16 protein-coding genes and 1 pseudogene are annotated in these 21995 nt (G+C 70.0%); 6 read left to right on the forward strand and 11 right to left on the reverse strand.

Features of this window, described 5'->3' with window-relative positions; genetic code table 11:
- Nucleotides 1-150 precede the first annotated feature (150 nt).
- From ACIBEI_RS48440 to ACIBEI_RS48455, 4 genes are all read right to left on the reverse strand, one after another.
- Nucleotides 151-1113 (reverse strand): hypothetical protein, encoded by a 963-nt coding sequence (locus ACIBEI_RS48440; protein WP_398897829.1) that lies wholly within the window; start codon nt 1111-1113, stop codon nt 151-153.
- 10 nt (nt 1114-1123) lie between these two features.
- Complete coding sequence (locus tag ACIBEI_RS48445) at nt 1124-2605, reverse strand: APC family permease (RefSeq protein ID WP_398897831.1); 1482 nt, start codon at nt 2603-2605, stop codon at nt 1124-1126.
- Between the two features lie 297 nt (nt 2606-2902).
- Complete coding sequence (locus ACIBEI_RS48450; protein ID WP_398897833.1) at nt 2903-4699, reverse strand: bifunctional sugar phosphate isomerase/epimerase/4-hydroxyphenylpyruvate dioxygenase family protein; 1797 nt, start codon at nt 4697-4699, stop codon at nt 2903-2905.
- Between the two features lie 138 nt (nt 4700-4837).
- Nucleotides 4838-5731: a shikimate dehydrogenase gene (locus ACIBEI_RS48455; RefSeq protein WP_398897863.1), complete on the reverse strand. Its 894-nt coding sequence runs from the start codon at nt 5729-5731 to the stop codon at nt 4838-4840.
- A 177-nt stretch (nt 5732-5908) separates the two neighbouring features.
- Between ACIBEI_RS48455 and ACIBEI_RS48460 the strand changes: the two genes are divergently transcribed.
- Entirely contained in the window at nt 5909-6574 is a 666-nt protein-coding gene (locus ACIBEI_RS48460) for a TetR/AcrR family transcriptional regulator (protein ID WP_398897834.1), read from the forward strand.
- A gap of 245 nt (nt 6575-6819) precedes the next feature.
- Nucleotides 6820-8172, forward strand: a complete 1353-nt coding sequence (locus tag ACIBEI_RS48465) for an MFS transporter (protein ID WP_398897836.1) — start codon at nt 6820-6822, stop codon at nt 8170-8172.
- Between the two features lie 249 nt (nt 8173-8421).
- On the opposite strand, the gene ACIBEI_RS48470 is transcribed toward ACIBEI_RS48465, so the two are convergent.
- The 5 genes from ACIBEI_RS48470 to ACIBEI_RS48490 form a co-directional block, all read right to left on the reverse strand.
- Nucleotides 8422-10263, reverse strand: coding sequence for a hypothetical protein (locus tag ACIBEI_RS48470; protein ID WP_398897838.1), 1842 nt, complete (start codon nt 10261-10263; stop codon nt 8422-8424).
- A gap of 4 nt (nt 10264-10267) precedes the next feature.
- Nucleotides 10268-11155 (reverse strand): carbohydrate ABC transporter permease, encoded by an 888-nt coding sequence (locus tag ACIBEI_RS48475; protein WP_398897839.1) that lies wholly within the window; start codon nt 11153-11155, stop codon nt 10268-10270.
- Between the two features lie 32 nt (nt 11156-11187).
- Complete coding sequence (locus ACIBEI_RS48480; protein WP_398897840.1) at nt 11188-12165, reverse strand: carbohydrate ABC transporter permease; 978 nt, start codon at nt 12163-12165, stop codon at nt 11188-11190.
- A gap of 164 nt (nt 12166-12329) precedes the next feature.
- A complete protein-coding gene (locus tag ACIBEI_RS48485) occupies nt 12330-13661 on the reverse strand; it encodes an ABC transporter substrate-binding protein (protein WP_398897841.1) in 1332 nt (443 codons plus the stop codon).
- 268 nt (nt 13662-13929) lie between these two features.
- Nucleotides 13930-15051, reverse strand: coding sequence for an ROK family protein (locus ACIBEI_RS48490; RefSeq protein WP_398897843.1), 1122 nt, complete (start codon nt 15049-15051; stop codon nt 13930-13932).
- Between the two features lie 263 nt (nt 15052-15314).
- Here ACIBEI_RS48490 and ACIBEI_RS48495 point away from each other — a divergent pair, with 263 nt between their 5' ends.
- Entirely contained in the window at nt 15315-16256 is a 942-nt protein-coding gene (locus ACIBEI_RS48495) for an N-acetylglucosamine kinase (protein WP_398897845.1), read from the forward strand.
- Between the two features lie 208 nt (nt 16257-16464).
- Entirely contained in the window at nt 16465-18381 is a 1917-nt protein-coding gene (locus ACIBEI_RS48500; protein ID WP_398897847.1) for a phosphatase PAP2 family protein, read from the forward strand.
- 124 nt (nt 18382-18505) lie between these two features.
- Here ACIBEI_RS48500 and tgmB read toward each other — a convergent pair whose 3' ends face one another.
- Together tgmB and tgmA are read right to left on the reverse strand one after the other, a co-directional pair.
- Nucleotides 18506-19495 carry an ATP-grasp ribosomal peptide maturase gene (gene tgmB, locus ACIBEI_RS48505; RefSeq protein ID WP_398897849.1) on the reverse strand — a complete coding sequence of 330 codons (990 nt, stop codon included), beginning with the start codon at nt 19493-19495 and terminating at the stop codon, nt 18506-18508.
- Between the two features lie 16 nt (nt 19496-19511).
- Nucleotides 19512-19703, reverse strand: coding sequence for a putative ATP-grasp-modified RiPP (gene tgmA / locus ACIBEI_RS48510; RefSeq protein WP_033325990.1), 192 nt, complete (start codon nt 19701-19703; stop codon nt 19512-19514).
- Nucleotides 19704-20214: 511 nt separating this feature from the next.
- Between tgmA and ACIBEI_RS48515 the strand changes: the two genes are divergently transcribed.
- A complete protein-coding gene (locus ACIBEI_RS48515) occupies nt 20215-21435 on the forward strand; it encodes a serine hydrolase domain-containing protein (RefSeq protein WP_398897850.1) in 1221 nt (406 codons plus the stop codon).
- 76 nt (nt 21436-21511) lie between these two features.
- Nucleotides 21512-21995, forward strand: a pseudogene (locus tag ACIBEI_RS48520) (hypothetical protein); the annotation flags it as partial.

Raw genomic sequence — 21995 nt, forward strand, 5'->3', positions numbered from 1 at the left:
CCGGTGGGGGCTTGTCGCGCAGTTCCCCGCGCCCCTAAAGACCTTAGGGGCGCGGGGAACTGCGCAGTCTTTTGGGGGTTCGGGGGCGGAGCCCCTGAGTTAGTGACGGGAATGGGTAGGGGCGGCGGGGGCGAAAAACCCCGCGACGGCTCACGCGCGGTGCTTCGGGTTGTTGTGCCATCTGGTGAGCTGTTTCTCTGGGTCGCCCGTGTAGGACCACGGCGTACGCGTGGCGCGCCGGCCGAGGAGCCGGAACAGCGAGGCGGTGATGTCCGGCACCCCGGCGTGACACGCGGCATGCGTGAGGTGGTTGAGCTGGTGGATTTCTCCCGGCTCGACGGGGGCCTCGGAGCGCCCCGTGATCCACCGCTGCCACGTACGCCGCACATCACTGACGGCCCCGTCGTTGTTCCAGTGCTGGCTGACCCCGGTCAGAGACCCCTGCTGCCCCTTCGCCCCCTCCAGGATGTACCGGAACTCCTCGACCCGGGCGTACTGCACGAGAACAGGCAACGCGCACCCCGGCGGAGCCACCCCGGCCGCGTCCCGGGCGAAGTCGTACATCACCCCGTGCGTCCCGTGCCAGCGAGCCGAGTAGTAGTGCAGCACCTGGAGGTGCCCCTCCACGCTGTACGGGTCGCGCGCGTGCAACTCGTCCCACCAGCGCCCCAGTTCCTGACGGCGCACCCCGGTGGGATAGAGCCGGGCGACGGCGATGAGCGAGATCCACGGCGTCGGGTCGTCGACGTACGCCTCGGTGGCCTGGAGGCAGGCCATGACCGCGGCGTCGACGCGGTTCTGGTCGATGGGGACGCCCCGGCCCGCGGCGATGGCCAGGTTGAAGGCCCGTGCCGTCTCGGTCGCGGCCCGCAGCACCAGCGCGTCGCCGCTGTGGGGCTCGGCGGCCAGCCAGGACTCGGCCGTCGAGGTGCTCGCGCAGGCCTGCGCGAGCAGTCGCATCCGGTGGCCCCGCGACAGCCACGCGGGACCGGTGGCCCCCAGCAGCTGCCGGAGCCCCTGCCAGCGGCCGATGACGATGTCCTGTTTGGCGGAGGTGAGGGGCGCGTCCCCGCAGTCGGGGTCGAATTCGGGCTTGAAGCGGTCTCTCGCCATCGGGGCCCTCTCAGAAGTCGGTGGGGAGACCCTCGTGGACGCGGGAACGTTCCGCCTCGGCGGCGGTGTAGCCGTCGGGTATGTAGTCCGTCTCGACGACGTCGCTGGCGTCCAGGTCCGCCGGCCGGTAGTAGTCGCTGCCCTGGCGCCAGTACCAGAGCATCGGGACGAGTCCGACGGCCAGGCCACCGATGCCGATGGCGATCGAGGCGTTGCTCAGATCGCTCAGTGACTCGATGAAGATCCAGAACATGAACAGGGCGCCGAGGAACGGCCACAGCCCGCCGAAGAGGAAGTTGGACGGCGACTTCAGCAGCATCTTGCGGTAGGCGACGACGACCGCGAGACCCGCGAGGCCGTAGTACACGGCGATCTGGAGGCCGATCGCGGCGATGGCGTTCTCCAGGATGTCGCCGACGCTGCCGAGGGCGTTGGACGCCACCAGCATCAGCAGTGCCACGGCGCCGACCACGGTGATGGCGACGTACGGGGTGTTCCAGGTGCGGTGCACCTTGCCCAGGGCGCTGGGCATCGTGTGGTCGCGGCCCATCGCGAACAGCGAGCGTGTGACCTGGATGAGCGTGGTCTCCAGGGTGGCGATGGTGGACAGCATCACGGAGACGATGAGCAGCTTGCCGCCCCAGCCCGGCCAGATCTCCTCACCGAGCACCGCGAGGACGTTGGCGTCGTTCTCCTGGATCTGCTGCGAGGAGAGGATGACGTTCACCGCGATGGTGAAGGCCTCGAAGAGGAGGAAGACGATGCCCACGCCGATCAGGCCCGCGAGACCCGTGGTGCGGCGGCTGTCCTTGGTCTCCTCGCTGAGGTTGGAGGTGACGTCCCAGCCCCAGTAGTAGAAGGCGGCGATGAGGGCGCCGGACGCGAAGCCGCTCACCCCGTCGAAGTGGCTGAAGCCGAGCCATGACCAGTCGAAGGGCCGGGCGTTGTCGTTGTGGAGCACGGCGCCGACGGCGAAGAGGGCCAGGATGGCGAGCTCGACACCGGACATGATCAGCTGGGCGCGGACGGTGAGCCGGGCGCCGCCCAGCACGACGAGCAGCATGGCGATGAACCAGGCCGCGCCGACCAGGGTGGCCAGGGCCGTGTTGTCCGCGAGCCCCTCGTCGAAGAGGGACAGCGTCATCGAACCGGCGGGCAGCGAACCGGCGACCATGAAGATGGTGGCCGAGATGACCAGCGCCCAGCCGCTGATGAAGCCGAGGAAGGGGTGGAGCGTGCGGCCGACCCAGGAGTAGCTGGCGCCCGCGTTGGTGTCGATCCGGCTGAGATAACTGAAGGCCAGGGCTATGCCCAGCATCGGTATCGCGCAGTACAACAGCGCCGCGGGGCTGGCCAGGCCCACCGCGCCGACGAGGACCGCGGTGGTCGCGGCGAGCGAGTACGCCGGGGCACTGCCGGCGATCGCCATCACGACCGTGTCGAACGTGCCGAGAGCATTGGCCTGGAGCCCTCTGCCCTTGTTGTTGCCCATGGATGCGCTGCTTTCCGTCCTGCACGAAGTGCGTGCGGGCATGCCCGACCGCGCCAGGTGTAAGTGGGAGGTGTGGCCGATGCCGTGCAGCCGTGGTGGTGGTCGGCGGACGGTCGCTCCGTAGTGGAGTGATGATAGCGGCGGCTCTTGAGGTTTCAATGTCAACCCATGGGTAATGTCCGCCTCCTTGCACACCCCCGATCCTCGGTGTTGTGGCATGTCGCAGGCCGGGCCCGCAATCGGGCCCGGCCTGGCGGAGGTTGAGAATCCGGTGAGAAAAGGTACCGCGGTGTGGAGTCAGCGCACCGGCCGCCGTACGTGCTGGGCGGCCAGCCGCACAGGGGCGTTCTGCGCGCCGTAACCGCGGTAGCCCACATCGCGCTGGACCAGTTCGAAGAAGAGGCGGCCGATCGTCTCCGTGTAGCAGTGACGGAAGGCGCCGTTCACGTCCCGGTCGTAGAGGATGCCGAGTTCGCGGTACGTCTCCAGCTCGTCGTCGGCCAGCTCGTACTTGGCCGCGAGGTCGTCGTAGTAGTTCGCGGGGATCGGCAGCAGGCGGCCGCCCGCGTCCCGGAACCGGCGGGCCGCGGTGACGATGTCGCCGGTCGCGAGGGCGATGTGCTGGGCGCGGCCGCCCTCGTCGGCGCTCGGGGCCGCACCGACACCGAGGGCGATCCGCACACTGCCGTCGGCGTTGGTGACGGCACGGCTGCGCAGCAGTCCGTACGGGTCGGCGACGTCCACGCTCTCCTGCGCGCCGAGCCCGAGGACGCTGTGATGGAAGAGGGCCGCCTCGTCGAACTGGTGCCAGGGCTGGGTGAGGGCCAGGTGGTCGATGCGGTGTATGCCCCCGGCGACGGGCGACTTGTGCGCGACGGGCTCGAAGTCACCGGTCCAGCTGGGCAGTTCGGGGCGGTCCGTGGCGCAGAAGAAGAGTTCCGTGCCGTCGGGTGCGGCGACCGCTTCCAGCGGGGCGTCCTCGGCGGCACGGCGGCGCGGCAGCACAGGAGCGAGCAGTGCCTCGGCCCGCCGGGCCGCGCCCGCCGGATCCGGCGACTCCAGACCGACGGCGGCCAGCTGGGTACCGTCCCGTCGTGCGGCCGGACCCGTGTTGAGCAGCAGCCGCGCCTCGCCCTGCTGCCACAGGTCGACCGGCTTGCTGCGGTGCCGGGCGGTGCGGGCGAAGCCGAGCGCTTCGAGGATCTCCGACAGCGGTTCGACGTCGGGGGTGACCAGTTCCGCGAAGGCGACACCGGTCGGTACGACAGGAGCGGGCGGCTCGGTGAGGCCGACGCTCTCCTGCAGCACGAGCAGCGAACGCAACGCGTCGACGGCGGTCGGCCCGGCCTCCGCCTGCCGGAACACGTCGTTGAACACCTCCAGCGAGAGCGGCCCTTCGTATCCGGCACGCATCACATGCCCGACGAGCCCGGCGACGTCGAAGCCGCCCTGCCCGGGGAAACAGCGGTAGTGCCGGCTCCACTGCAGCACGTCCATCGCCATCAGCGGCGCGTCGGCCAGCTGCAGGAAGAAGATCTTCTCCCCGGGAATGTCCTCGATTCCCTTGGGGTCGGAACCGCGGGCCAGGATGTGAAAACTGTCCAGGCACGTCCCGAGCGCGGGATGGTCGGCCGCCTCGACGATGCGCCAGGCATGGTCGTACGTACTGACGTGCCGCCCCCACGCCAGCGCCTCGTACGCGACCCGGATGCCAAAACCCTCGGCCAGTTCGGCAAGCCGTCGCAACTGGAACGCGGCCAGCGCGTCGTCGTCCTCGGCGAGCGGCGACACACTGGAGCACACCAGCACGGTGTCGGCCCCGAGCCGCTCCATCAGCCGGAACTTGTGCTCGGCCCGCCGCAGATTCCGCCGGAACTCCTCCGCCGGCACCGCCTCGATGTCACGCATCGGCTGATAGAGATCGATACCCAGCCCGAGATCGGCACAGCGGGCCCGCACTTCCTCCGGCGTCAGAGGGCTGGCGAGCAGATCGTTCTCGAAGATCTCGACCCCGTCGAAGCCCGCCCGCGCCGCGGCCGTGAGCTTCTCGGTAAGGGCCCCACTGAGAGAGACGGTGGCAATGGACGTACGCATGACGGACTCCTTCGGTGCTGAACCTCTATGAACGAGTCGAGGGCAGGCGCCCCTCAAGGGGCGCGGGGAACTGCGCGATCAACCCCCACGGGCCCGCACCCGCCCCACACCCCAAGCCACCCCACCCCCAAGGCGCCCTCAACTCCGCGCCCCCGCGGCCCCGGCGGCCCCAGTCACAGCGGCCAACTCCGCAATATCGGCCAACATCCGCGAAGCGTCCGGCTCCCGCCCCGTGAACAGCCGAAACGCGTCCGCGGCCTGAAAAACAGCCATCCCCCCACCATCGAGCACCGCACACCCCACCCCCCGAGCGGCACGCAACAACTCGGTCTCCAACGGCCGGTACACCACCTCGGCCACCCACAACCCGGGATGCAACAACTCACCGGGAAGCGGCAGCCCCGGATGCGCGGCCATCCCCGTCGGCGTGGCATGCACGATGCCGTCCGCACCGCCGAGCAGCGCCGCCAACCGCTCCGGGCCCGCGGCAGCGGCCCGCCCCGCACCGAAGTGGGCGTTCAGCGAGGCGGCCAGGTCCGCCGACCGGTCCGGCAGGGCGTCCACGACGGTGACGTGCCCGGCCCCGAGCGTGAGCATGGCGTGCGCGACGGCCGCCCCGGCTCCCCCCGCGCCCAACTGCACGACCCGCTCCAGCTGGGCATCCGGCAGCCCGCGGGCGAACGAGGCGGCGAACCCGGTGACATCGGTGTTGTGCCCGACCGCACGTCCGCCCTCGAAGACGACGGTGTTCACCGCGCCGAGCGCCTCGGCCTGCGGCGCGAGCGCGTCCAGATGCTCGATGACGAGCTGCTTGCAGGGATGCGTGATGTTCAGCCCGTCGAAGCCCAGGTCGCGGGCGGCGCGTACGAGGTCCCCCACCGCCTCCGGCCCGACGCCGAGCGTGTCGATGTCGATCAGCCGGTACAGATAGCGCAGGCCCTGCCGGTCGGCCTCCCGCTCGTGGAGTGCCGGGCTGAGCGACGGGCCGATCCCGGCGCCGATCAGTCCGACGAGATACGAGTCCTTGACCAGGGCGACCACGACGGACCTCCAGAGCGGCTCACTAATGTACGAACTAGTACGTTAGCTATACCAGCATCCCCGGGTCACGGGAAGACCCCGCCCGTAACCCGGCCTGTAACCCGGAACCGTGCGTGGAGGCCTGCTTCTAGAATCTCGGGCACACGCCCCTCGCCCGAAGGAAGCCCGATGACCAGCGTCGAAGAACCGGCACGACCGAACGGGCGCATCCGTGACGCCGCCCGCACCCAGGCCGAGATCCTCGACGTCGCCACGCACGAGTTCGCCCGGGCCGGCTACGACGGGGCCAGGGTCGACGAGATCGCCGCCCGCACCCGGACCACGAAGCGGATGATCTACTACTACTTCGGCGGCAAGGACCAGCTGTTCACCGCCGTACTGGAACGCGCGTACACCGTCATCCGCCAGGCCGAGCAGGGGCTCGACGTGGAGCACCTGGACCCGGTCGCGGCGATCCGGCGGCTGGCCGAGCTGACCTTCGACCACCACGAGGCGCACCCCGACTTCATCCGCCTGGTCAGCATCGAGAACATCCACGGGGCCGAGCACATCGCCGCCTCCGAGAAGCTCGGCAAGATCGGTTCGCCCGCCCTGGACGTGATCCACCGCATCCTGGAGTCGGGGCAGGAGTCGGGCCTCTTCACGGCCGACGTGGACGCCGTCGACCTGCACGCGATGATCAGTTCGTTCTGCTTCTTCCGGGTCGCCAACCGGCACACCTTCGGGGCCCTGTTCGGCCGCGACCTGGTCGACCCCGCCCAGCGCGAGCACTACCGGAACATGCTGGGCGACATGGTCATCGCCTATCTGACGGCGGACCGCTCGGCGGACTGAGGGACGCGGCGCGACGCAGGCGGGGTGCAGGCAGGGCGTCGACCGGGCACCGCAAGATCCTTCGGTACGACCTCTTGACACCCGGGAAACGTGAGCGCAACATCCGTAGCCAACCGCTACTAACTATCCAGTGGGTTAATTAACCGGGTCGCACCCGGCACGGCCGCCCCGTCACCCCAGGGATCCGGCACTTCTCCCCCTCCGCTCACTCCGCTTACGTTGGAGTTCCCCCGAAGGAGCAAGCCGTGTCCGTCCCCGCAGGGCCCCTCGACGCGCCACCCGGCCAGCCGAAGAAGGCTGCGACGGCCGCCTGGATCGGCAGCGCGCTGGAGTACTACGACTTCTTCATCTACGGCAGCGCGGCGGCGCTGATCTTCCCCGAGGTCTTCTTCGACGAGTCGGACCCGGCCACCGCGACGCTGCTGTCACTGGCCACGTTCGGTGTCGCGTACGCGGCCAGGCCGGTCGGCGCGCTGTTCCTCGGCCACTTCGGCGACAAGGTCGGCCGCAAGAAGATCATGGTCTTCACGTTGATCCTGATGGGGCTCTCGACGTTCCTCATCGGCTGTCTGCCGACGCGTGACCAGGTCGGCACACTGGCCCCGGTGCTCCTGGTGATCTGCCGTGTCCTTCAGGGCATCTCGGCCGCCGGCGAACAGGCCAGCGCGAACTCCATGTCACTGGAGCACGCGCCACCGAACAAACGCGGCTTCTTCACCAGCTTCACGCTCAGCGGCACTCAGGGCGGCCAGCTCCTCGCCACGCTGGTGTTCATCCCGGTCGCCGCGCTCCCCGAGGACCAGCTGCTCTCCTGGGGCTGGCGGGTCCCGTTCTGGATGAGCATCGCGGTCGCCGTCGTCGGCTACGTCATTCGCCGCACCCTCGAAGAGACTCCGACCTTCACCCAGCAGGCCGCCACCGAGGGCGTCGCGAAGATGCCGCTCGCCGTGCTGCTGCGGGACCACTGGGCGGACGTCCTCAGGGTGGTCGCCGCCGCGCTCGTCGCCTCGGTCAGCACGATCTTCACGGTGTGGGCACTGTCGTACGCGACCAGCGACTCGGTCGGCATGGACCGTACGTCGATGCTGTGGGTGGGCGCGCTCGCCAACCTGGTCGCCCTGGGCGCCATCCCCCTCTGGGCCACCCTGTCCGACCGCATCGGCCGGCGCCCCGTCTTCCTGATCGGCGCCGCGGGCAGTGGCGTGCTGATGGTCGCCTATCTGTGGGCGATCTCCACGGGCTCGTACCCGTTGGTCCTGGTCCTCGGCATCGTCACCTTTGGTGTCGTCTACAGCGCCGCGAACGGGGTCTGGCCGTCCTTCTACGGCGAGATGTTCTCCACCCGGGTCCGTCTCTCGGGCATGGCCATCGGCACGCAAATCGGCTTCGCGATCGCAGGGTTCGCGGTGACCTTCGCCGCGCAGATCGCGGGGCCGGACGGCGACGACTGGGCGTCGGTGGCCCTGTTCACCGCCGCGCTGTGTGTCCCGCCGGTGATCGCCGCGCTCACGGCCCGCGAGACGCACAAGGTGCCGACGGAACGCCTCGGCGAGCGGGCACCCCATGAGTCCCCGAATCGCGAGCGGGTGTCTGCCTGACCCCATTCTCTCGCCCCCGCCGCCCCTACCCATTCCCGTCACTGACTCAGGGGCTCCGCCCCCGAACCCCCAAAAGACTGCGCAGTTCCCCGCGCCCCTAAAAACCTAGGGGCGCGGGGAACTGCGCGACCAGCCACATCCGGACCCGCACCCGACAACGCAACCCCACGGGGTCTGGGGCGGAGCCCCAGAAGGACGGGAATGGGTAGGGGCGGCGGGGGCGAAATCCCTCCGGAACGCCCGGGCCCGTCAGGCCCCCGCGGCAGTCAACGTGAGCCGCGGCTCGCCGCGCCCGTCGGCTTCGCCGAGCACCGCCGTGAAGGAACCCGTACGCAACACCAGCCCCTCCCCCGACCACTCACAGACCACGGTCAGCGGCTCGGCGGCCGACAACCCATAACGCACCGCGAAGACGTCAAGCCCCTCCGGCGCACCCGGCGCGGGCCCCACCTCCACCGCGCTCGTGGCCCGCACGTGCCGCCACCCGGCATCAGGGTCACCGTACCCACGCGGATCGGCCGCCAACGCGAACGCGGCCTGCTGCTGGGTGAGTTCACCCCGGGCGTCAAAGGAGTCCGGGCTCCCCTCCGGAGGGTGCGTCAGACGCAGCTCACCGGCGGCAGCGACGAGCGGAAAGTCTCCCACCCGACGGAACCGGTCGCCGTCCGCGGCGACATACGGCATCCCGGCGAGCAAGTACCGCTCCCCGCCCAGCTGTTCGACGACCACGGTCATCCACAGCCGCGAGCCGTCCGTGACGTACAGCGACTGGAGATGGCGTAGAACATGGTCACGTCCGACGACGGGTTTGCTCACGAGCTTGGCCGCGAGCCCGCCGACACGCTGGTCCGCCACCCGCACGGCCCCCATCGGGCGGCACAGCAGGAAGTCGTCCGTCACGGGCCCGAATCCGTGCTGCCGGTTGACGGCGGCGGCCACGAGAGCCGTGCCGCCGACCTCGATCACGGAGGGCGTCATCCGGTCGTCGAACGACACGGTGACAGTGCCGGACCGCAGTTGGTGGCGGTCTGGCGCCATGCTCGGCGTGCGATGCCAGCTCGTGGTGTCCTGGATCTGCCAGACGAGCATGAACGCGAAGTGCCCGTCCACGCCGCCGTCGGCCCCGACCGCGTGCCGGGCCCAGCGCGAGTCACCGGCGTAGCGGCCGATGTCGGCGCCGATGCGATGGCCGAAGTACCGCAGCCCGAGGACGGATTCGAAGGCGGAGTGCTGCTCGCTGTAGCGCGGCCCGCCCATGTCGAAGCCGCTCCCGCAGATCCGCGCGTCGATGTACCGGGCGAGCGTGTCGCCGTCCTCCGCGAAGACCTCCTCGCCGCTGACCCGGTGGGCCTGCGCGAGGAAGGACAGGGAGATCGGCCCGTAGTTGTTGTCGTAGGCGCCGCCGTGCTCCGGCGGCAGGGGCGCGCCCCGGTCCCGTACCCGCCGGGCTCGGATCTCGTCGGCGTACAGCCGCAGAGCGCGCTGCCGGACTGACTCGCCCTCCTCGGGCGGGAGATGGCGGGCGAGCATCAGGCCGCCGACCACGCAGCCGATGGCCTGGTTCGCCGCGTCCTGCGGGTTGAAGAAGGTGGCCTCGGTGAGCCAGCGCCAGTATCCGCCCGCGACGTCCAGGAGTTCGCGGTACTGGTCCTCCTCGACGAGCCCGTCCGCCGCGTCGAGGACGTTGACGGCCTGGAGCAGCGCCCACACCGTGCTCGGCCAGTCGCCGATGGGGTGCGCGCCCGCTTCCAGCGTGTAACGGGCGTACGGCAGGCGGGAGTTGCGTGCCGTCAGGTTCGGGTAGCCGGGGTTGTCCTCGGTGTAGACGCGCGAGTTCAGGTGGAAGGCGAGGCTGCGGCGGACCGCCTCGGGCAGCCGTGGGTCCTTGGTGCGGTGCCAGGCGAGTGCGAGCAGGGACGTGATGCCGAGCGAGGTGTCGCCGATGTCGTCGACGGCGGCCGGGTTCTCGAGGTTGCCCTCGGGGGTGAGCCGGGTCAGGGCCGTCTCCGTGACGGCAGCCAGCACGACGTCGTACGCGGCCGGGTCGTCGGGGAGGTGGTGCAACTGGCCGCGCTGGTGGGGAAGATGCACGGGATCAGCCCTTCATGCCCGAGGTCGCCAAGCCTTCTACCAGCCTCTTCTGGAAGATGAGGAAGCAGATGAGCGTGGGCAGGAGGGCAAGCGTCGACATGGCGAACATCGCACCGTAGGAGGAGCCGCTCGTCTGGTCCATGAACAGGGTCAGGCCGAGGGGGACGGTGAACTTGTCGTTCTGCTGGAGGTAGACGAGCTGGTGCAGGAAGTCGTCGTACGTCCAGATGAAGGTGAAGATCGTGGTGGTGATCAGGGCCGGCTTCATCAGCGGCAGGATGATCTTCCAGTAGATCTGGAAGGGGTTGGCGCCGTCCATCATGGCCGCGTGGTCGAGTTCGCGCGGGATGGAGCGGATGAACTGGACCATCAGGAAGATGAAGAAGGCGTCCACCGCGAGGAACTTCGGCACGATCAGCGGCAGATAGGTGTTGATCCAGGTCAGGTTGTAGAAGATCGTGTACTGCGGGATCAGCACGGCCTGGGTGGGCAGCATCAGCGTGCCGAGCATCAGGCCGAACCAGATCTTCTTGCCGCGGAACTCGAAGCGCGCGAAGGCGTAGGCGGCCAGCGAGCAGGAGATCACGTTTCCGATCACCGCGCCGATCGTGACGATCAGCGAGTTGGTGATGTAGAGGGAGAAGGAGTTGCCTGAGCCGCTCCAGCCCTCGGAGTAGTTCTCCGGGCGCACCGAGCTCGGGATGAGCCCCGGCTGGGTGAAGATGTGGGTGTCGGGCTTGAACGAGCTGCTGAGCATCCACAGCAGCGGGTAGAGCATGACGATCGCCACGCCGATGAGCACGGTGTGGATGAAGATGCGGCGCGATCCGGTGGCCGAACGCAGTTTCTGCAACGGCGACTTCGAGGCGGGGGCCGAGGTGATGGCGGACATGGCTGAAGGACTCCTCGCTCAGACTTCAGGCGTCAGTCGTCGTAGTGGACCCAGTAGCGGCTGGCGATGAAGTTGACCGCCGTGAAGCCTGCGATGACCAGGAACAGCACCCAGGCGAGTGCCGAGGCGTATCCCATCTGGAGGTCGGTGAAGCCCTTCTTGTACAGGTAGAGGGAGTACAGCATGGTCGAGTTGAGCGGTCCGCCTGAGCCGTTGCTGATGACGAAGGCGGGGGTGAACGTCTTGAACGCGTCGATGATCTGCAGGACCACGTTGAAGAAGACGATCGGGGTCAGCAGCGGCAGGGTGATCCTGAAGAACCGGGTGACGGGCGAGGCGCCGTCGATCGCGGCAGCCTCGTACACGTCCTTCGGCAGCTGCTTCAGACCGGCGAGGAAGATGACCATCGGGGTGCCGAACTGCCAGACGGCCAGCAGGATCAGTGTGTAGAGCGCGGTGTCGGGGCTGGAGATCCAGTCCTGGCCCTTGATGCCGAACCAGGCGAGGAAGTCGTTGAACAGGCCGTCGCCGCCGAAGACCTGTCGCCACACGATGGCGATCGCGACCGCTCCGCCGAGCAGCGACGGGAGATAGAAGGCGGCCCGGTACAGGCCGATGCCCTTCAGGTCGCGGTTGAGCAGCATCGCCACGCCGAGCGCGAGCGCCAGCTTCAGCGGCACCGAGACGACCACGTAGAGCAGCGTGGCGTGCACCGAGTCCCAGAAGACCGGGTCGTCGGTGAACATCTTGTCGTAGTTGTCCATCCCCACCCACTGCGCCGGCGTCAGCAGGTCGAAGTTGGTGAAGGACAGATACAGCGAGTCCAGCATCGGGTAGATCGTCAGGCCGAACAGGCCGATGAACCAGGGGGCCAGGAAGGCGTACGGCCACCAGCCCCCGCCCCGCCGTCTGGCGAGGCGGCGGCGCATACGGTCGCGCTCCCGCTGGTCGGACGGGGTCGATGGAGCAGCCTGCTCCTCCACGACCTCGTCTGTCTTCGCGGTGGTCATACTCATCTCCCTGGCCCTCTCCCGGTCTTGCGGTGGTGCGGCACTACTCGGCGGCCTGTCGTGGCCCCGTAAGGGGCGCGGGTCCGTGACATTTGCGGCTCCGCCGCGTGGGCGCGACCAGCCACAGCCGGCCCGCAGCCGAATGATCGCGCCCCAGCGGAGCGTCAGCCGCCCAGAATCCCCGACGCCTGGTCGAAGAACTCCCCGAGCTGGCCCTTGATCGACTTCTTGCCGAAGGCCACCGCGAGGTTCGACTGGAACAGCAGGTCCCAGATCTGGTCGGCACCCTGCGGCGGCGGCACCGGCGCGGGCAGCGCGTTGGTCGCCTTCCCGACACGCTGGGAGATGTAGTCGGCGTTCTCCATGTTCAGCTTGTCCGTCGGGGTCAGGCCCGAGGCGATCAGGTTGCGGGCCTTCTCCGTCGGCGGGATGCCGCGCAGCAGCTGCATGTCCTTGATCGCCGTCGCGTCCTGCGCGAAGAACGACATGATCTTGACGGAGTCGGCGACCTTCTTGCTGGCCTTGGTGGCGCTGAGCAGCACACCGCCGTTGACGAAGTTGCCCTCGCGGGCGCCGGACCAGTCGCCCTGCGGGGTGGGCAGGAAGTCCAGCTGCGCGTCGGTGATGGAGCCGCCCGCGCCGTAGATGCCGGAGTCGAAGCTGAACAGGGCCTTGCCTATGACGACCGCGTTCTTGGTGAGGTCGTTGTGCGCGGCCGAGGTGATGGCCGGCGGCGGGGAGGCGTTGGCCTTGCGCATGTCGGCCCAGAACTCCCACCACTCCTGGAGCGTGGCGGGGGTGAAGCCGAGCTTCTTGCCGTCGTCGGAGAAGAACGTCTCGCCCTTCTCCCGGGCAAAGACCTCGAAGCACTGGAGGGTGGAGCCGCCGCCGTCGTCGACGCCGTAGATCTTGCCGCCGCTCTTCTTGTAGACGTCCTGGGAGATCTTCTTCAGATCGGCCCAGGTCCACTCGCGGTCGGGCAGCTTCAGGCCGAGCTTCTCCAGGCCGGTGCGGTTGACCGTGAGCTGGTTGACGCCGATGCCGGACGGGACGCCGTACAGCTTGCCGTCGACGGTGCCCGCGGCGAGGAGCGTCTTGGAGAAGCCGGTGAGGTCCAGGGACTTGCCGACGTAGGAGTCGATCGGGGCGAGGACTCCCTTGCGGGCGTACTGCGCGACCAGGGCGGTGTCCATCTGCAACAGGTCCGGGGCGCTGCCGCCGGCGATGTTGGTGTTGAACTTGTCGAAGTACCCGTCGTAGCCGGAGTAGGTCTCCCGGATCTTGATCTTCGAGTTCTTCTTCTGGAAGGCGGCCAGGGCCTTCTTGTAGGCCGCGTGCCGGTCGTCGCTGCCCCACCAAATCATGGTCAGGTCGCTGCTGGTGCTGCCGGCTCCGGTTCCTCCGCTGCAGGCGCTGAGCGCGCTGCCGAGCGTGCCGGCGACGGCGATACCACTCGTGGTCCGGAGCAGAGTTCTGCGCGAGATCTGGTGACCCACCGGGTCCTCCTGGATGTGCGTTACGGATCCCCTGGCCGAACAGAGCGGCTCGGGTCTTTTCCCTGGAGTACGCGTTCCTGCGCTCGGCCTCGCCCGGCCGCGGCGCACTGTCGGACGGGCATCCCCGGCCACTGCGGGCCGCAGTCGTACGAGCGCGCCCTCGCACGGCTGCCGTACGTCACGTACGGCGGGACGCCTCATCCAGAGCCGGGTCCCACCGGCTATGGAAAGCGCTTGTCCGGACATTGGCAGACCTACACGTAAGCCGTCAATGCTTCGCCCCCGTACCACCGGTCACGGTTTGACGTCCACGGGCCACGGCGAGACGGCTGGCGCCCACCACCGTGCCGCTGTCGCCGACCGTGCTGCTGACCACTTCCGTGGGCCAGCTCAGCCGGCCCAGTTCGGCGCGTACACCGGGCAGGAGCTGCGGAAACGCGCCGGTGCCGCCGCCGAGCACGATCAGTCCCGGGTCCAGCACGGCGGCCACGGCCGCGGCGAGCCGGCCCACCTCGGCCGCGTGCAGACCGACTACGGCGCAGGCCGTCGCATGCCCCTCCTCGGCGAGCGCGAAGAGCCGTTCCGCTGTACGGGGACACGGGCCGTCGGCGCCCTGCCAGGCCTCCGCGGCCCGGCGCAGGAGGGACGGCGAACCGATGCGCTCCTCCAGTGCCTCGTGGCGCGGTTCACGGCCGTCGTCCCAGGGGTACGGCAGCCGGGCCACCTCACCCGCGGCGCCGTTCGCCCCGCGCAGCACCTGGCCGCCGATGACGACGCCGAGGCCGATACCCACGCCGATCCGCAGATAGCCGAAGGTGTCGCGGCCGCGGGCGGCCCCCTCGTGCAGTTCGGCGAGCGCGGCGCAGTTGACGTTGTTCTCCAGGTGCACGGGGACACCCTTCGGCAGCGCGACGGTCACGGCGTCGAAGACCGGGCCCGCCTTCTCGGTCGCGGGGCGCATTCCGGCACCCTCCCTGTCCTGTGCGGTGACATCGCCGACGGCGACGACGATGGCGCGCAGCGGGACTCCGGCCGGCAGCGTGTCGAGGACCTTGCGTACGGTGTCGGCGGCCTCCGGCCTGGTGCCGGTGCCCTCGGCCAGCAGCGTGCCGTCCAGGGCGCAGCCCCGCACCCGGGTCTGGGCGGGGCCGAGATCGACGGCCAGCACGGTGCCGGCGGCCGGCCCGAGCCCGTAGACGGCGGCGGAACGGCCGGTGCCGCCGGAGACGGTGCCGGAGTGGGTGGCGAGTTCGGCGGTTTCCAGCTCGGCCACGGCCGAGGAGACGGTCGGCTTGGACAGGCGCGCACCGGCCGCCAATTGGGGGCGGGTGGCGGTGCCCGCCTCGGCCAGCACGGCGAACACCGCGCGGGCACTCTCACTCAGGTTCATGGGCTCCCTCAGGTCGTGCAGGTCGTGCCGCGGCGGTCCGGTCGCAATGGTTGTACGGCACCGGGTCCGTACCTCTTGACGCACCCTACTTCGTTAGTTAACTTCCTAACGAACTCAAGCGGTACTCGCCTGCCGCGCTCATCAGAAGCCCGTCCCGGGGCTTCCCGAGAACTCGTCCGAAGACACGATCGCTCGTGCCAAGACACGGTTCGCCCGCCGTTCGCTCCGCATGCGCGGTGTCGCGCAACGACGAAAGAGGCTCCGTGCAGGACTCCACGCCCATCGCCGTCGGCATCGACGTGGGCGGCACGAAGACGCATCTCCGTGCGGAGGCCGGGGGAAACCCCGGCCCCGGGCAGAGTGCGGTCGCCGATGACGTGCGTGTGAGCGTCGCCGATCACGTGCGTATGAGCAGGGGATGGCGGCCGCACGATCCCGTGTCCGCCGCCGCGTGGCTGGCAGCGCTGATCGACGAGGCGTTGCCCCAGGGCGCACGCCCGGCCGCGGTGGCCGTCGGCGGGCACGCCTGTGAGACGCCTCGCCAGTGCGAGGAGATCCGCTCCGCACTCCACACTCTTGTCGGTGTCCCCTGCCTCGTCGTGGGAGACGCCGAACTCCTCGTACCCGCCGCCGGTCTGGACAAGGGGGTCGGACTCGTCGCCGGCACCGGTTCGGTCGCGGTGGGACGACTGCCTGGCGGCGACACCGTCCAAGTCGGCGGCTGGGGTGCGGTGCTCGGCGACGAGGGCGGCTCGGCGGGCCTCGTACGCGAGGCCGCGCGAGCCCTCTGGGCGGCTCACGACCGCGGCGATCCGCCGGATGCCCTCGCGGCCCGGCTGATCGCCGCCTTCGGCGTTCCCGAAGTCCCCGCGCTGGGCGCCGCGTTGGAGAGCGCGACCCAGCCGTCCGCCGAGTGGGGGCGGCACGCGCCCAGTGTGTTCGCGGCGGCCGAGGACGGTTCGCCGCTGGCCCGCCGGGTGATCGCCGAGGGCGGCCGCGCGCTGGCGTCGCTCGTCGTACGGCTCGCCGGGCGCGGGGTTCCCGTGGACGACGTGGTGGTGGCGGGCAGCACGGTGCTCGTCCAGCCCGCGCTGTACGAGGCGTTCACCGACGCGCTCGCCGAGGCGCTGCCGTCGGCGCGGCCCCGGCCGCTGCGCGTACCGCCGGTGGAGGGCGCCGTGGCACTGGCCAGGTCGCTTCAGTGAACCGACCCGGGCCGATCTCTTTCCCGGACCGTTGAGTTGACCGCTCCTGGGTGCGTCCATGCGTTCAACTCTCGTTCAGGGGCCCGGGTTCAGCTCACGTGATCAGTTCGAGTTCATCGCTCTTGAGGCCGTCACTCTCGCTTTCGTGACGGTCGAGTTCCTTCCTCCCGTTGTGACTCCAGAAGACTCCAGAAGGAGAGGCACCTCCATGCCCGGTGCGCACCCCCGTCCCCCGCGTGGCAGCTCCGGTATCGACCGGCGTGTGTTCCTGCGGACCTCCGTGGGCGTCTCGGCCGGACTGGTCGCGGGCCCCGCCGTGGCGGCCTGGCCCGCCGCCACGGCCTCGGCCGCCACCAACGCGTCCGCCGCCTTCGTGGACTCGTACACCACGAACGTCATCGGCAACCTCACCTCCGAGACCAACGCGGCCGTGCACATCCTCGACGGCTTCGCGCGCATCTGGAAGACAGGCGCGGCCTGGAACACCGGCACCCCGCTGATGCCCGAGGTCCTGCGCGCCAACGTGCGGTACAGCGTGCACGTCACCCGGCGCCGCACGGACGCCGAGGCCCGGACGGCGTTCATCCAGGACCGCCAGCACCAGAGTTACGCGGTGATCGCCGGCCTGGGCCCGCTCGCGGACCTCTACCGGAGCGGGGCGAAGGCCGTCACCGGGATCACCTCGGCGCCGGACGGCATCCCGGCGGGCAAGATCAACGACACGCTCCCGGCCGACGCGCCCGCGGGCTCCGCGCTGGGTGCCGGTTCCCACACCTCGGACCTGGGCAAGGTCGCCGAACTGGTCGACACCGTGCGCGGCCCGTTCGCGTCGAGCAACCCCTCCAAGCTCGCCTACCAGTACCCGCGTCCGTGGCGCATGAACGAGGACAGCGAGGTCGTCGACACGGGGAGGACCGACGAACTGGGCTATCCCGTCTACGAGTCCGACGTCGTGGTCGTCCCGCAGCTGCTGAGGCAGCGCGGCAGCGACCCGGCCGACGACGGTGGCTTCTCCAGCGGCCACACGAACGCCTTCTATCTGGCGGCGCTGGCGATGGCGTACGCGGTCCCGGAGCGGTTCCAGGAGCTGGTGGCCCGCGCCTCCGAACTCGCCCACACCCGCATCGTGGCGGGCATGCACAACACCGTGGACGTGGTCGGCGGCCGGGTCCTCGCCACGGCCCTCGCGGCGGCGGCGCTCACCGACCCGAAGAACTCCGGCCTCAAGGCGGCAGCACGCGCCCAGGCCTCCGCGTACTTCCAGGAGAAGACGGGCACGACCGCGGACACGCTGTACGCGTACGCGCACTCGGCGGTCCGGGACACCGACCCGTACGCGGACCGAGCCGCCAACTGGTCAGCGGTGGAGCCCCGGTTGACGTACGTCCTGCCCAAGCGGCACTCGCACGACCGCATGACCGTGCCGAAGGGCGCGGAGGTCCTGCTGGAGACGCGTCTGCCGTACCTCACGGCCACCCAGCGGCGCGAGGTGCTGCGGACGACCGCACTGCCCGCCGGTTACGTCCTGCTGGACGGCTTCGAGCAGTGGGGGCGGCTGAACCTCTTCGCCGCCGCCGACGGGTACGGGGCCTTCGACACGGATGTGCGCGTCACGCTGGACGGCGCGGCCGGTGGTTTCGGTGCCGCCGACACCTGGCGCAACGACATCGGTGGCCGGGGCGCGCTCGTCAAGCGCGGCAGCGGCACGCTGACGCTCACCGGCGACAACGAGTACTCCGGCGGCAGCACGGTGGAGGAGGGTGTCCTCGCGACCGGTTCGGCGGACGCGCTCGGGTGTGGTGACGTACGGGTCAAGGGCGGGACGCTGCGGGCTGCTTCGCCGCTTCGCGTGCGGGGGGTGTACGCCCAGGCGTCCGGCACGGTTCTCGACGTAACGCTCGACGGGGATCGGGCACCGGCGCTGAAGGTGAGTGGTCGTGTACTGCTCGACCGGGGCAGTCGGCTTGCCGTGCGGCTGGACGGCTCCTACCGGCCGCGGCGGGGGGCCGTTCTTCCTGTGATCGAGAGTCGGGTGCTGCAGGGGCGGTTCGCGAGCGTGACCGTGGACGGGGTCCGTGCGGAGCAGGTGTTCACGGGGCGTGGGTTGTCTGTGCGGGTCCCCTAGTCTCTTCCGGCGGAGCGCTCTGCCAGAGCGCTCCGCCGGCGGTGAGGGATCCGCGGGTCGGTGGGGGCTGGTCGCGCAGTTCCCCGCGCCCCTGAAGGGGCGCGTCGGACCCGGTCCCGGTGTGTCAGTGGCCCTCCAGCAGCCATGCTCTGCCGCCGTTGGTCGGAGTGGCGGGTGGGGCGGGGGCGGAGAGCCAGTCGGCGACCGTGCGTGCGATGGGCTGGCCCGAGTCGATCTCTATGAAACCGAACTGGCCGGACTGGTTGCACTCCAGGAACCACCACATGCCCTCGGCGTCCTCGGCGAAGTCGAAGGCGCCGTAGGCCAGTTGGGCCTCCCGGAGATAGGTGACCACGCCGGCGGCGACACACGAGGGCACGTCGGCGGGGCGCCAGGGAGCGTCGGAGGTGGCGAACCGTACGTCCACCTCGTCGGGGTCGGCGTCCGGGTCGACCACCTTGCGGGCGGCGTGGATCCGGTCGCCGACACAGGTCAGCCTGATGTCGGCCCGCTTGGCCACCCGCCGTTGGAGCAGGGTCGGGCCGTAGGCCACGGCCGCGAAGTCCGCGTCGGGCGCGACCCTGCTGGTCGGGACCGCCCTGGGCGGCTCCTGCGGGTGCGCGCCCGAGACAGGCTTGACCACCAGGTCCGGGAAGCGGTCCGCGAAGTCACGCGCGGCCTGCGGGAACGTGGTGATCAGTGTGGCGGGTACGGGCAGTCGGCTGAGCTGGGCGAGGTGGAGCTGCCAGGGCTTGTGCCGGGCCCGCCGGGCCGCGTCGGGGTGGTTCATCCAGCGCGCGTCGGTGGAGCGCAGCATGCCGTAGAGCGCCTGGGCGGACTCCTCGGTCAGCCAGTCGGAGGGCTCGGCGACCCGGCTCGCGGGCACGCCGGGCCTGCGGACCCAGACGGACCGCAACCCGTTCATGCTCACCAGCCGGCCCCCGACGGACAGGTGTCCGCGGAAGACGCCGTGCACGTACTCCCCCGACAGGGCCACGGGGCCCGGCAGGTCCGCGGGGTCGAGGCGGACGACCGGAACCCCGGTCCCGTCGAGTTCGGCCACCACCATGTCCGCGGTCACATCCTGTTCGCACGTCAGGATCAGAACCGTCATCGTCAGGGGTCCGGCTTCAGTCGTCGAAGTGGGTCTTCGAGCCTGCCGTGGAGGTGGTGGCCCCCAACTCCCGCAACACGGCGTAGTCATGAGCGGCGAGCCGCCCGTCCGGGAGCACGTTCAACTGCAGTCTGGAGTCATAGGCATACGGAACGCTGACCTCCAACTGCTGGGCCGGACGGGCGTAGTTGAGCGCGAACGGTCGCATCGGTTCTCCTTGCTCGGTGCGAACCCGATGAAGCGGATCGTGACGCTCCGGCGTCACGTCGCCTGACAGGTTTGCAGGGCTTCCACGGAGATATACGAATCGAACAGGCGAATGGTTGCCTCACGCAGCGTAGTCATCGGACCAGTACGTTCCGTGACGTGATCCGACCGGGCCGATCCTGCGTGCATGGGGCAGCCATTCGACTCCTATGACGCACGCCCCGGGGTTACGGATCCGGGGTCGAGCCGCAGTTCAGCGCACTGGCGCACACCTTCGCCCTTCGAACGCCTCGCGCGCCCGTGAGGTACCCCGGGGGCCGGCGGCGCCTGGGCGCGCCGGACCACAGGTCGTCGAACATGTCCGGCCGTGGCCATGAAATCCATTCGGAGGACACCCCCCTCACGGCTACTCTCGTAGCGCTTTCCGATCTCCCCGCCCCGTTGCCGACCTCTTGCCGCAGTCCCCTTCCAATCCATTTCCGCCCGTTTTCTACCGTCAGCCGGAGGCAGCCATGGATCAGTTGCAGCAAGAAGTGGATCCGGTCGAGGTCGGTCTCGATCCGGTGGCGCTGGACCGTCTCGACCGGTTCTACGCCCGTCGCGTGGACGACGGCCTGCTGCCCGGGTACCTCATTTCCGTGGCTCGTCACGGCCGGGTCGCACATCTCACGTCGTACGGTCTGCGCGACCGGGAGGCCGGCGTCCCGGTCACCGCGGACACCGTGTGGCGGCTCTACTCGATGACCAAGCCGGTGGCGTCCGTCGCCGCGCTGATGCTCCACGAGGAGGGCCTGCTCGACCTCGACGACCCCGTCGCCCGCCACCTGCCCGCCTTCGCCGACCCCCAGGTCTACGAGAGCGGCGCGGGCGACGACATCAGGACCCGCCCGGCCGAGGGCCCCGTCCTGGTCCGGCACCTCCTGACCCACACCGCGGGCCTGACCATCGGCGCGTACCGCACCCACCCGGTGGACGCCCTCTACCTGGCGGCCGGAGTCGAGATCGCGGCACCGAAGGACGCGGACCTCGCCGAGGCCTGCGAGGTGTACGCGGGTCTGCCGCTGCAGTTCGAGCCCGGGACCGAGTGGAACTACTCGGTCGCGACCAACGTGGTCGGGCGGCTCATCGAGGTGGTGACGGGCCGGCCGCTCGACGAGTTCCTCGCCGAACGGGTCTTCGCGCCCCTCGGGATGACGGACACCGGCTTCTGGGTCTCAGGAGAGCGGGCGGACCGGCTGGCCGCCCTGTACGAGGAGAAAGAGGACGGTGCGATCGCCCGCATCCCGGGACCGTCGGTGCACGAGCGCCCGCGCCTGCTCTCCTGCGTCGGCGGGCTGGTGGGGACGGCCCGCGACTACCACCGCTTCATGGAGTTCCTCCGCCGGCGCGGCGAACTCGACGGCGTCCGGCTGCTGTCCCCCGAGACCGTGGACACCATGACCGCGAACCACCTCCCCACCGACCTCCACGCCTTCGGCAGCAAGCCGATCCACGGCCAGCCGGGCAACGCGGGCCTCGGCTTCGGCCTCGGCGTCTCGGTCGTCGTGGACGCCGACCGCACGGAGTCCCCGGAGAGCGAGGGCTCCTACGGCTGGAGCGGGGCGGGCGGTACGACCTTCTGGATCGACCCGCGCAACGATCTGACCGTCCAGCTCATGACACAGGTGCGGCCTGCGGGGATGCTCTCCTTCCACGAACTGAAGGGGTTCGTGAGCGAGGCGCTCGGCGGCTGAGGAGGGCCCAGCGGGTCATTGACTATCGTTGCCCGACCACCCGGCCCAGGAGCCGGCGACTTCGGGAGGGCGCGGGATGGACACGGGGCGGGACGGCTGGATACGGGTGCCCGTCGGGGACGACGCGGCTCGGTGGGCGACACGGGCCGACAGCCGTCCCGTGCTGCTCGTCGTGCACAACGTCACCGCGGCGACGCGGCTCCTGGACGTCCTGCCGCTGTTCCACGACGACCTCCGGGTGCAGCTCCTCGCGACGACTCCCGGGTCCTCCGCGTTCCGCGCGGGTCTCGCCGAGTTGTTCGCGAGAGTCGATGTGCCGGTGGTGCCCTGGGAACAGGCGGTTCGCCTCCCGGCGAAGCTGGCGATCTCGGCGAGCTTCGGCGGCCAACTGGCCGCACTTTCATGCCAATTGACCATATTGTCCCACGGTGTCGGCTACACTAAGAAACTCGCGACGCCGGGAGCCGGGAGCCGGGAGCCGGGAGCCGGGAGCCGGGAGCCGGGAGCCGGGAGCCGGGAGCCGGGAGCCGGGAGCCGGGAGCCGGGAGCCGGGAGCCGGG

Origin of the sequence: Streptomyces sp. NPDC050988 (assembly GCF_044456225.1) — a bacterium.
Lineage (GTDB): Bacteria > Actinomycetota > Actinomycetes > Streptomycetales > Streptomycetaceae > Streptomyces.

What these genes read in the sequence shown, in the direction of transcription:
- ACIBEI_RS48440 (WP_398897829.1), bottom strand. Translation starts at nt 1,113, where the DNA reads ATGGCGAGAGACCGCTTCAAGCCCGAATTCGACCCCGACTGCGGGGAC.
- ACIBEI_RS48445 (WP_398897831.1), bottom strand. Translation starts at nt 2,605, where the DNA reads ATGGGCAACAACAAGGGCAGAGGGCTCCAGGCCAATGCTCTCGGCACG.
- ACIBEI_RS48450 (WP_398897833.1), bottom strand. Translation starts at nt 4,699, where the DNA reads ATGCGTACGTCCATTGCCACCGTCTCTCTCAGTGGGGCCCTTACCGAG.
- ACIBEI_RS48460 (WP_398897834.1), top strand. Translation starts at nt 5,909, where the DNA reads ATGACCAGCGTCGAAGAACCGGCACGACCGAACGGGCGCATCCGTGAC.
- ACIBEI_RS48475 (WP_398897839.1), bottom strand. Translation starts at nt 11,155, where the DNA reads ATGTCCGCCATCACCTCGGCCCCCGCCTCGAAGTCGCCGTTGCAGAAA.
- ACIBEI_RS48480 (WP_398897840.1), bottom strand. Translation starts at nt 12,165, where the DNA reads ATGACCACCGCGAAGACAGACGAGGTCGTGGAGGAGCAGGCTGCTCCA.
- ACIBEI_RS48490 (WP_398897843.1), bottom strand. Translation starts at nt 15,051, where the DNA reads ATGAACCTGAGTGAGAGTGCCCGCGCGGTGTTCGCCGTGCTGGCCGAG.
- ACIBEI_RS48500 (WP_398897847.1), top strand. Translation starts at nt 16,465, where the DNA reads ATGCCCGGTGCGCACCCCCGTCCCCCGCGTGGCAGCTCCGGTATCGAC.
- tgmB (WP_398897849.1), bottom strand. Translation starts at nt 19,495, where the DNA reads ATGACGGTTCTGATCCTGACGTGCGAACAGGATGTGACCGCGGACATG.
- tgmA (WP_033325990.1), bottom strand. Translation starts at nt 19,703, where the DNA reads ATGCGACCGTTCGCGCTCAACTACGCCCGTCCGGCCCAGCAGTTGGAG.
- ACIBEI_RS48515 (WP_398897850.1), top strand. Translation starts at nt 20,215, where the DNA reads ATGGATCAGTTGCAGCAAGAAGTGGATCCGGTCGAGGTCGGTCTCGAT.